Genomic DNA, 8782 nt, shown 5'->3' on the forward strand with positions numbered 1-8782 from the left:
AACAGCAACATAGAGTCCCATGCCGATTGTTTCGGCAGGGATCCGGCTCGATATCCGCGTTGGTCTTCGCTGCCGGTGCGGTGGCGTTGTGGTCCACCAATGCCCTGGTCGGCAAATCCCTGCTGGCCAGCCAACCGGTTTCGCAGGTCCAGTTCCTGCAATTTGCAGGCGCAGCACTCGTCTTCGCCGCCATCCGATTGATGAGCCGCGAAAGAGTAGCACCGGTCACCGCCGGGGCGGCGCTCATCTCTCTCGCGATCGGCTTCATCGGCCTGGTCGGCACCATGGTGCTGCAATACATCGCCTTCGCTTCGATGCCGGTGATCGAGGCCAATCTGGTGGCCTACACCTGGCCGCTGATGGTCGCGGCGGCAGTCATTGCCTTGGAAAATCCGCGGCGTCCGGCACTGTTGGGTCTCGCCGCGGTGGTGGGCTTCATCGGCGTTGCACTGGTGATTTCGGGAGGGCGCAACCAATCCTGGTTCGAGGGCGATCTGGTCGGCTATCTCGCCGCATTCGGGTCAGCGCTGTGCATGGCCTTCTATTCGCTCATGGTGGGACGGGTGGCCACTCCAGCGGATCGCCTGTTGCTGCCATCGTCTTTGATTGGCGTCGCTTTGATGTTTCTGTGGTGCGCTCGCGACGGTTTCACCTGGCCCGTCGGCGCGGACCTGGCCCTCGGCCTTTATCTCGGCGCCGGTCCGATGGGCCTGGGCTACTATTTCTGGTCGCGCGCCTTGAAGCTTGAAGGCAGCGACAGGGTCGCGGTGGTCGCCTATCTCACGCCGATCGCCTCGACCCTGCTTTTGACCTTGTCCGGCGAACGGCTGACGGTGACGGCCATTGTCGGAGCCATCCTCGTCATCGGCAGTTGTGTCGCGGTCGGTGTGGAACGTTCGGAGGTCGAAAACCATGTTTGACGAGAATGAGCGTCTGGCCAATCAGGAAGCGCATTGGCTGATCGACGAATTCGGCGCCGAGGCACCGCTCTACGCCGCGATGAGGGCCGAAAAGGCGATAGAACAAAAGGATTTCGCGCGTTGCGCCCGCTGGAAGCGTATTCTGGAGATATTGGACGAAAGTCCTGCCGCTAAGTCTGCTGGTTCCAAGTATTAGATTTTCTAATTTGCACGGCGTCGATTTCGCATGAATGCTATTTTTGCCGATTCTTCATTCTTTTATGAGACTTGGCGGTCCGTTGGGGGACGCGGTTAAAGAGATACATCGACACAAGTCTTCGCTGGGGTGGAGGATTTTGTCGCAAATAAGGTGAAAGAATTGTCAAATATCGATGATAAGACCGTTATCGAGCTGACGGCCGATATTGTCTCGGCCTATGTAGGCAACAATCCGCTTCCTGCTGCCGGCCTGCCTGAGTTGATTGCCAGCGTCAGTGCTTCGGGTCGCAAGCTCGCTGGTGCAGTTGTCGCGGAAACTCCAAACCTGGTTCCGGCAGTCAATCCGAAGAAGTCGGTGTTTCCCGACTACATCATTTGCCTTGAGGACGGAAAGAAGTTCAAGTCGCTCAAGCGGCATCTGCGGACCGACTACGGCCTGAGCCCGGACGATTATCGGGCCAAATGGGGCTTGCCGCCGGACTATCCGATGGTTGCGCCAAACTACTCGGCGACGCGATCGGCGCTGGCAAAGTCGACGGGACTTGGCCGCAAGCCGGCAGCAGCGCCGGCCGCTGTCGCCAAGGCAACGAAGCGCAAGGCGACTGCCTGAGAGCAGGCAAGCCACTGTTCGGCTGCTTTGACGACGCCCTCGCTGGCGTCGTTTCGAGGCCTTGTGCGGCCAACTGGCCGGCAAGGCCTTGCGAAGCGTTGATGTCCGGTGCAAAAGCGCGGCCATGCTGATCATCAACGACCTATCGCTCCGCATGGCCGGACGCCTGCTTCTCGACCATGCTTCGCTGACCTTGCCGGCCGGCACCAAGGCCGGCCTTGTCGGCCGCAACGGTACCGGCAAGACGACGCTGTTCAAGGCCATCACCGGCGATTTCCCGTCCGAGACAGGCTCGATCAGCCTGCCGAAGAGCACCCGCATCGGCCAGGTGGCGCAGGAAGCGCCGGGCACCGAGGACGCGCTGATCGAGATCGTGCTCAAGGCCGATCTCGAACGCACGGCGCTGCTCGAAGAAGAAAAGACGGCGACCGATCCGCACCGCATCGCCGACATCCATATGCGGCTGGCCGATATCGACGCGCACTCAGCCGAATCCCGCGCCGCCACCATTCTCGCCGGCCTCGGCTTCGACGACGCTGCGCAACGGCGTCCGGCCTCGTCCTTCTCCGGCGGCTGGCGCATGCGCGTGGCGCTTGCTGCGGTGCTGTTTGCCGAGCCCGACCTGCTGCTGCTCGACGAGCCGACCAACTATCTCGATCTCGAAGGCACGCTGTGGCTGGAAAACTACGTTTCGAAATATCCGCACACCGTGCTTTTGATCTCGCACGACCGCGACCTGCTCAACCGCGCCGTCAATTCGATCGTCCACCTCGACCAGAAGAAGCTGACCTTCTGGCGCGGCGGCTACGACCAGTTCGAGCGTCAATATACAGAGCAGAAGGAATTGCAGGAGAAGGGCCGGGTCAAGCAGGAGGCCGCGCGCAAGCACATGGAATCCTTCGTCGAGCGGTTCCGCGCCAAGGCCTCCAAGGCGAGACAGGCGCAGTCGCGCATCAAGGCGCTGGAGAAGATGAAACCGATCGCGGCCCTCGTGAACGATTCGGTGCGGCCGTTCTCCTTCCCCGAGCCGGTGAAGACGGTGGCCTCGCCGATCGTGGCGCTGAACAACGTCAATGTCGGCTACACCGAGGGTCAGCCGATCCTCAAGAAGATGACGCTGCGCATCGACGCCGACGACCGCATCGCGCTGCTCGGCGCCAACGGCAACGGCAAGTCGACCTTCGCCAAATTGCTGTCCGGCCGGCTCAAGCAGGAGAGTGGCACCATGACGGTGGCGCCCGGGTTGAAGGTGGCGATCTTCGCCCAGCACCAGCTCGACGACCTCCGGCCGGACGAAAACGCCTACGAGCATGTCCGCCGGCTGATGCCGGAGGCCCCGGAATCGAAGGTGCGCGGCCGCGTCGCCCAGTTCGGCCTCACGACCGAGAAGATGAACACCGCCGCCAAGGATCTGTCGGGCGGCGAGAAGGCGCGGCTGCTGATGGGGCTGTCGGCCTTCGAGGGGCCAAACCTGTTCATCCTCGACGAACCGACAAACCATCTCGACATCGATAGCCGCGAATCGCTGATCCATGCGCTGAACGAGTTTCCCGGCGCCGTGATCCTGATCTCGCATGATCGCCATCTGCTGGAGGCAACCGCCGACCGCCTGTGGCTGGTCAAGGACGGCGCGGTCAACCCCTATGACGGCGATCTCGAGGACTACAAGACGCTGGTCACCGGCGTCTCCGGCGACCGCCGCGGCAAGCGCGAGGCCGACAAGGCGTCAAAAGCCGACCGCCGCCGCGATGCGGCGGCTCGCCGCGCTGCCTTCGAGCCGCTGGCCAAGGAGATCCGCGCCACCGAAGCGCTGATGGACCGCATTCGCAAGCGCATCGACGGCATTGAGGACGAACTGTCCAATCCGGCGGTCTACGAGAAGGATCCCTCGACGGCGACACGGCTGGCGAAGGAGCGCTCGCAACTGGCCCAGACGCTGGCCGGCCACGAGGAAAAGTGGCTGACCATGTCGGCAGAGTATGAGGAAGGCACGGCGGAGTGATTACCCTCCCCCTTGTGGGGAGGGTCGATCCGCGAAGCGGAGCGGGGTGGGGGTCTGCGCCACACCCCACCCCGGCGTTACACGCCGACCCTCCCCATCAAGGGGAGGGTAAGATCTGGCCCTACACGCCGCGTCCGGAACCGGTTAACCTCGCCCCATGAACCAACACGCCAAGCTTCGCATCGGCCATTCGGCCTGTCCGCATGATTGCCCCTCGACCTGCGCGCTCGAGGTCGAGCTGCTCGACGACAATCGCATCGGCCGCGTCCATGGCGCCAAGTCCAACAGCTACACGGCCGGTGTCGTCTGCGCCAAGGTTGCCCGCTATGCCGACCGCGTCCATCATCCCGACCGTTTGCTGAAGCCGCTGATCCGCGCCGGTTCCAAGGGCGACGGCGCCTGGAAAGAAGCAAGCTGGGAGGCGGCGCTCGACCTCGTCGCCGAAAAATTCATCGCGGCCGAGGAGAAATACGGCTCGGAGACGGTCTGGCCCTATTATTATGCCGGCACGATGGGGCTGGTGCAGCGCGACGGCATCGACCGGCTGCGCCACGCCAAGAAATACTCCGGCTTTTTCGGTTCGATCTGCACCAATCTCGCCTGGACCGGCTGGATGATGGGCGCCGGCGCCTTGCGCGGGCCGGACCCGCGCGAGATGGCGAAATCCGATTGCGTGGTGATCTGGGGCACCAATGTGGTGGTGACGCAGGTCAACGTCATGACGCACGCCATCAAGGCGCGCAAGGAGCGCGGCGCGAAGATCGTCGTCATCGACGTCTATGAGAATGCGACGATGAAGCAGGCCGATCTTGGCCTGGTGTTGAAGCCGGGCACCGATGGCGCGCTGGCCTGCGCGGTCATGCATATGCTGTTCAAGGAAGGCATGGCCGACCGCGCCTATCTCTCGAAATACACTGACGATCCGAGAGGACTGGAAGCGCATCTCAAGACGCGCACGCCGGACTGGGCGGCCGGGATCACCGGCCTGACGGTCGCCGAGATCGAGGCCTTCGCCCGCCTCGTCGGCACGACGAAAAAGACCTATTTCCGCCTCGGCTACGGCTTCGCGCGCCAGCGCAATGGCGCCGTCAACATGCATGCAGCGTCCTGCATCGCGGCTGTCACCGGCAGCTGGCAATATGAGGGCGGCGGCGCCTTCCATTCCAACTCCGGCATCTTCAAGCTCAACCAGGAAGTTCTGGAAGGCACCAGGATGCGCGATCCCTCGATCCGCCATCTCGACCATTCGCGCATCGGCCCGGTGCTGACCGGAGCCAGCGACGCGCTTTATGGCGGCCCGCCCGTGACGGCGATGCTGATCCAGAACACCAACCCGGTAAATGTCGCGCCGGAGCAGCGGCTGGTGAAACAGGGTTTTGTGCGCGACGACCTGTTCTCTTGCGTGCATGAGCAATTCATGACCGACACGGCCAAGCTTGCCGATGTCGTTCTGCCGGCGACGATGTTCCTCGAGCACGACGACGTCTACAAGGGCGGCGGCAACCAGCACATCACGCTCGGCCCCAAGCTGATCGAGCCGCCGGAGGGGCCGCGCACCAACCATTTCGTCATCGAGCAATTGGCTGATCGCCTCGGCGTCGCCGATCGCCCGGGCTTCGGCATGACCGAGCAGCAGCATATCGACATCATCCTGGGCAAGCGCGGGCTGGGTAGTTTCGAAAGCTTGAAGGAAGACAAGTGGGTCGACCTGCAGCCGGACTTCGACACCGCGCATTTCATCAAGGGGTTCGGCCACGCCGACGGAAAATTCCGTTTCCGCGCCGACTGGACCGGGCAGGCGGCCCCCAACCGGCCGCCGAAAAGCATGGGCCTGTTCGGCCCGGTGGCGCTTCTGCCGGAATTTCCCGACCATGTCGACTTGATCGAGGTCGCCGACGAAGCGCATCCGTTCCGGCTGACGACGTCGCCGGCGCGCAATTTTCTCAACTCGACCTTTTCGGAAACGCCGGTGTCGAAGGCCAAGGAGGGCCGCCCGGAACTGCTTCTGCATCCCGACGATGCCGCAGCCCTTGGGTTGGCCGACGGCGATCGCGTCGAGGTCGGCAACACGCGCGGCGAAGTCGTGCTGCATGCAAAGCTGTTTGACGGGATCAAGCGCGGCGTGGTGATCGCCGAAGGCATCTGGCCAAACAGCGCCCATGAGCGCGGCGAAGGCATCAACGTTCTGACCGGCGCCGATGCGCCGGCGCCCTATGGCGGTGCTGCCTTCCACGACAACAAGGTCTGGCTGCGCGCGGCAGGCTGAGGTCGGCGAGAACTCCGCTCGTCTCGCGCCAGATCAGACCGTGCAGGATTTTTCGGCCGCCTGACGCTAGCCGGGTAAGGGCACCGTCAGCCCGACCTTGACCCGGTCCATCGCAACAAAAGTTCGGAACTTGCGGACATTGTTGCTGTCGAAGAACAGTTTTCGCGTCAGCGCCTCATAGGCGGCCATGTCGGCCACGGTGATGACCAGGATGAAATCGGCCTCGCCGGTGACATAGTAGCATTGCTGAACCTCGGGGGTTGCCGAGAATTGCCGCTTGGCCGCGTCGATCAGTTCGGCACGTTCGCTCTCGAGTTCCACCTCGACGAAGATGGTGATCGGCTGGCCGACGGCTGCCGGCTCGACGACCGCGACATTGCCGGCGATGACGCCGGTCTGCTCCATGCGCTTGATGCGGCGCTGCACCGCCGGCGCCGACAGGTTCACCGCCTCGCCGATCAGCCGCTGCGGCGTCGTGTTGTCGCGCTGCAGGATGGCAAGGATGGCGAGATCGAAACTGTCGAGCATGGGTGGCGATACAGGCAATGGAGAGGTCCTCGGCGAAACAAACTTGCATTTGGGAGGCCATATTGCAGCGCCCTTTGCACCGATCCTGCAATATATTCTCGCCGAACGCCAAGGAGGCCCGCCAGTGTTCCTGCTCAACCGCAATACTCTGCATCGCCTGCCACTCGATCCGGCCGATGCCGAAATCCTCGGCATGGCCGGCGCTGACACGGTCGAGCGTTTTCTTTCCCATCGCGACAATCACCTGATGACGCCACTGCATGCGCTTCCGGCGTTTGCCAGCGAGCTCGGAATTAGCGCTATCCATATCAAGGATGAAGGCTTTCGCCTCGGCCTCGGCAGCTTCAAGGCTCTGGGCGGCGCTTATGCCGTCTTCCGCCTGGTGCTGGAGGAGGCAGGCAACCGGCTGGGCCGGCCCGTCGATATGGCCGATCTCAATCGGCCTGATGTACGGGCCGTCACTGCTGCGATGACATTTGCCTGTGCGACCGACGGCAATCATGGCCGCTCCGTTGCGCAAGGCGCGCAACTCGTCGGCGCGCGGGCGGCGATCTTCGTCCACGCCGGCGTCAGCGAGGAGCGCATAGCGGCGATCGCCCGCTATGGTGCCGAGATGATCCGCGTCGACGGCAACTATGATGATTCGGTCAGGCAGGCCGCCCAGGTTTCGGCCGAGAAGGGCTGGACCGTCGTGTCCGACACCTCATGGCCGGGCTATGAACGGATTCCTAGCCTGGTCATGCAGGGCTATACGGCGATCGTGCGCGAAGCGCTGCGTCAGTTCCCTCGGACACCAACCCACGTCTTTGTGCAGGCTGGTGTCGGTGGCATTGCCGCCGCGCTGGCCGGTCATCTCGCCATCGTGCTCGGTGACGCCAGGCCGACCTTCATCGTGGTCGAGCCGGCGCGTGCAGCCTGTGTTTTTGCAGCCGCCCAGGCCGGGCACCCGGTCAAGGTCGCGCATTGCCGGCCGACGGTGATGGCCATGCTTGAATGCTACGAGGTCTCCCCGGTCGCCTGGCGGGTGCTGGCGCGCGCCGCCGATGCCTTCATGACGGTGGATGAGGCTGACGCCATCGCGGTGATGCGGCGGCTGGCCCGGCCGGCCGCCGGCGATCCGGTGATCGTCGCCGGCGAAAGCGGCGGTGTTGGTCTTGCCGGGCTGATCCGGGCGATGGCTGACAACCCGACCGAGCTTGGACTGGACGGCAAATCGCGGGTGCTGGTGATCAACACCGAAGGTGCCACCGACCCGCATCGCTATGCCGAGCTGATCGGCATGAGCCCGGCCGATGTGCTGGAAGGCAAGAGAAAAGCCGAGGCAACGGCATGATCGCCATCGATGCACAGCGCCTGCTTGGCCGTATCCGCGAACTCGGTGCCGTCGGTCGCGACGGCGAGGACAGGCTGATCCGGCTGGCCGCCTCCGACACCGACAAGCAGGGCCGCGATCTCTTCGTCGGCTGGCTGCGGCAGGCCGGACTCGATGTCGCCATCGACCGGGTCGGCAATATTTTCGGCACCTGGCAAAGCCCGGACAACAGGGAGCAGGCGCCGCTGCTCATCGGCTCGCATATCGACACCGTCATCGATGCCGGCATCTATGACGGCTGCTACGGGGTGCTTGCCGGGCTGGAAGTGATCGAGACGCTCAAGGCGACAGGCTTTTCGCCGTCGCGCCCGATCGCGGTCGCCGCTTTCACCAATGAGGAGGGCGTACGCTACACGCCCGACATGATGGGCTCGCTGGTCCACGCCGGCGGCATCGATGCCGAAACGGTGCTGGCGGCCGTCGGCACGGACGGCAGCGTGCTGGGGCAGGAACTCGCCCGCATCGGCTATGCCGGCGACCGGGAGCCCGGCTTCCTCAAGCCGCACGCCTATCTCGAACTGCACATCGAACAGGGGCCGGTGCTGGAACGCGAAGGTTTGCCGATCGGCGCGGTGGAGAATCTGCAGGGCATCTCCTGGCAGCGTATCACCATAGAGGGCGTCGCCAATCATGCCGGCACCACGCCGATGTCGATGCGCAACGATGCCGGCCACGCCGCCGCCCGGACCATCACCTTCCTGCTCGACCGGATCAAAGCCTCGAACGCGCCGACGGTGGCGACCGTGGGTACGATCCGCTTCGAGCCGAATGCCATCAACGTCATTCCCTCGCGCGCCGTCTTCACCATCGATCTGCGCGACCCCGACGAACAGCGCCTGCAGGCGGAGGAGGCGGCGCTGGCCGCGTATCTCGAGCAGCGTGCCAC

8 protein-coding genes are annotated in these 8782 nt (G+C 63.9%); 7 read left to right on the forward strand and 1 reads right to left on the reverse strand.

Annotation, left to right across the window (positions count from 1 at the left end; all coding sequences use genetic code 11):
• Positions 1–26: 26 nt before the first annotated feature.
• From EN964_RS15710 to EN964_RS15730, 5 genes are all read left to right on the forward strand, one after another.
• The gene (locus EN964_RS15710) at positions 27–920 is read left to right on the forward strand and encodes a DMT family transporter (protein ID WP_127276515.1); all 894 of its coding nucleotides are present in this window, start codon (positions 27–29) and stop codon (positions 918–920) included.
• Positions 913–1116, forward strand: a complete 204-nt coding sequence (locus tag EN964_RS15715; protein ID WP_127268154.1) for a hypothetical protein — start codon at positions 913–915, stop codon at positions 1114–1116. The genes EN964_RS15710 and EN964_RS15715 overlap by 8 nt, the downstream gene beginning before the upstream one ends.
• Before the next feature lie 162 nt (positions 1117–1278).
• Positions 1279–1728, forward strand: a complete 450-nt coding sequence (locus EN964_RS15720) for a MucR family transcriptional regulator (RefSeq protein ID WP_127276519.1) — start codon at positions 1279–1281, stop codon at positions 1726–1728.
• A 124-nt stretch (positions 1729–1852) separates the two neighbouring features.
• Positions 1853–3730 carry an ABC-F family ATP-binding cassette domain-containing protein gene (locus tag EN964_RS15725; RefSeq protein WP_127268152.1) on the forward strand — a complete coding sequence of 626 codons (1878 nt, stop codon included), beginning with the start codon at positions 1853–1855 and terminating at the stop codon, positions 3728–3730.
• Positions 3731–3887: 157 nt separating this feature from the next.
• A complete protein-coding gene (locus tag EN964_RS15730; RefSeq protein WP_127268151.1) occupies positions 3888–5996 on the forward strand; it encodes a molybdopterin-dependent oxidoreductase in 2109 nt (702 codons plus the stop codon).
• Between the two features lie 66 nt (positions 5997–6062).
• Here the strand turns inward: EN964_RS15730 and EN964_RS15735 are convergent, their stop codons facing one another.
• Positions 6063–6542 (reverse strand): Lrp/AsnC family transcriptional regulator, encoded by a 480-nt coding sequence (locus EN964_RS15735; protein WP_164749052.1) that lies wholly within the window; start codon positions 6540–6542, stop codon positions 6063–6065.
• 106 nt (positions 6543–6648) lie between these two features.
• Here EN964_RS15735 and EN964_RS15740 point away from each other — a divergent pair, with 106 nt between their 5' ends.
• Together EN964_RS15740 and EN964_RS15745 are read left to right on the forward strand one after the other, a co-directional pair.
• On the forward strand, positions 6649–7857 hold the full coding sequence (locus EN964_RS15740; protein WP_127268150.1) for a diaminopropionate ammonia-lyase: 1209 nt from the start codon (positions 6649–6651) through the stop codon (positions 7855–7857).
• The coding region (locus tag EN964_RS15745) for a hydantoinase/carbamoylase family amidase (RefSeq protein ID WP_127276517.1) at positions 7854–8782 on the forward strand (929 nt) is incomplete at its 3' end. The genes EN964_RS15740 and EN964_RS15745, both read left to right, overlap by 4 nt.

Origin of the sequence: Mesorhizobium sp. M7A.F.Ca.CA.001.10.2.1 (genome assembly GCF_003998575.1) — a bacterium.
GTDB lineage: Bacteria > Pseudomonadota > Alphaproteobacteria > Rhizobiales > Rhizobiaceae > Mesorhizobium.

Coding starts and splice junctions, on each gene's coding strand:
- EN964_RS15715 (WP_127268154.1), top strand. CDS start 913: ATGTTTGACGAGAATGAGCGTCTGGCCAATCAGGAAGCGCATTGGCTG.
- EN964_RS15725 (WP_127268152.1), top strand. CDS start 1,853: ATGCTGATCATCAACGACCTATCGCTCCGCATGGCCGGACGCCTGCTT.
- EN964_RS15730 (WP_127268151.1), top strand. CDS start 3,888: ATGAACCAACACGCCAAGCTTCGCATCGGCCATTCGGCCTGTCCGCAT.